1 protein-coding gene is annotated in these 1583 nt (G+C 34.2%); it reads left to right on the top strand.

Features of this window, described 5'->3' with window-relative positions:
• Nucleotides 1–149: 149 nt before the first annotated feature.
• The gene (locus ACFINE_RS09670; RefSeq protein ID WP_375621883.1) at nt 150–929 is read left to right on the top strand and encodes a hypothetical protein; all 780 of its coding nucleotides are present in this window, start codon (nt 150–152) and stop codon (nt 927–929) included.
• Nucleotides 930–1583 lie beyond the last annotated feature (654 nt).

The following is a 1583-nucleotide window of genomic DNA, read 5'->3' as shown; positions in this document are numbered from 1 at the left end:
ATTTATGAAAACGATACCGTTGTAAAGATTATTGAAAATAACGCTGCGTAAAGACGCGCGGGCGCGGCGGGGGCGCCTGCTTTCCAACCCAATTTTTCCATTTCAAATTTTATCAAATGTTTATCACATTAAATTGTGAGGGTATCTCTATGTGCAAAAAATACGAATTAACTAGTGAAATCAAAAAAATCAAACATGCTCTTACTCGAAATATTATAAGCCTTTATCGCATTCGTGCTTTAAAAGATTTCGATGATATAAAGGCGGGGTCTTTAGGCGGCTTTATTGAAAAGGAAGTTAACCTATCCCATGATGGCAATTGCTGGGTCTATGATGAGGCTTGTGCCTACGGTCATGCAAGAGTGTATGAAAATGCAAAAATACGCCATTTTTCGCAAGTCTGTGGTCAAGTTTATGGCAATGCTGAAGTCTATGGAAAAGCTTTTATCTCTCAATATGCTAAAGTTTATGACCATGCTTTTGTCTATGGCAATGCTCATGTTTATGGCAATATTTATGGTAATGCTCATGTGAATGGTAGTGCCCGCATTCTTGCTGATGCTCATATTTATGATCATGCGCATGTTTCTTATGATGCTACGGTTTTTAGTTATGCACGCGTTTATGGTCATGCCAAGGTTTGTGGCTCTGCTTGCATTTATAGCCATGCAAAAGTTTATAATTATGCTGTTATTAATGGTCGTGCAAAAATTTATGGCAAGGTTTATGGGAATGCTTGTGTGAGTGGCTCTTGTGAGATTTATGGCTCTGTTTATGGCAATGCTAAAATCTCATATTGTGCAACGATCTGGGGGCGTGTTTATGGCAATGCAAAAATCAATAAAAAAAGCAAAGTAAGGTTGGTTCCAAAAAAATGTGAGGTGTATGAAAGGGATAATGTTGTCAATATAACTGATAAAACAGAATAAAAAGAAACATGGGGGCGTGCATTCTTTATGGTTATAAACGCATATAAAATGCATTGCTATAAACATCTCATAAAAGATAGCATTCATAAAAAAAAGCCGTGTCGAAAGTGATATGACGCGGCTTTCAAATAGCGTTTTTTATTGATTAAAATGAATCATCCACAATGGAGTAATCAGTGCATATATACAAAACGTATCATATTGCAAGCGCTCTATTATCTTTATGAAAACTTATCAAAAGGAATGTAAATGATGCGTTTGATTTTTACTCACTCATTTGAATGAGAAAACCTATAAACGCTTTTTGTTGCTCTCAAACGTATCAAAACGCTCGGTAGCTTTAATAATTCAATCAAAAGCAAATGCATATTCAATAAATATCTGCAAAAAACGTTCTTTTTAGCTTGCAAGCATTGGTTTTTAAAAGCAGCTTTTCATAAGATAAATAAACAAACGCTTTTATAAAGTGTAAGGTTTTTAAGATTTTGCTCTGCTGTGAAAGCTAAATCTTAATTTTCTCATAAATGAAACGTTTTTAAGAGCAAATGATAACTAAGTTATAACTGTAATAAAAAAAAGTTTTAACGTTTCTTATAAAGATCTCATTTTATGTTTCAAACGTTTAAACGTGCATTTAAAGAGGTTCTCATAAGC

The organism is Bartonella sp. AA97HXZ (assembly GCF_042196985.1).
Classification (GTDB): Bacteria; Pseudomonadota; Alphaproteobacteria; order Rhizobiales; family Rhizobiaceae; genus Bartonella.
This window is presented reverse-complemented; position numbering and strand designations above follow the sequence as displayed.

What these genes read in the sequence shown, in the direction of transcription:
- ACFINE_RS09670 (WP_375621883.1), top strand. Translation starts at nt 150, where the DNA reads ATGTGCAAAAAATACGAATTAACTAGTGAAATCAAAAAAATCAAACAT.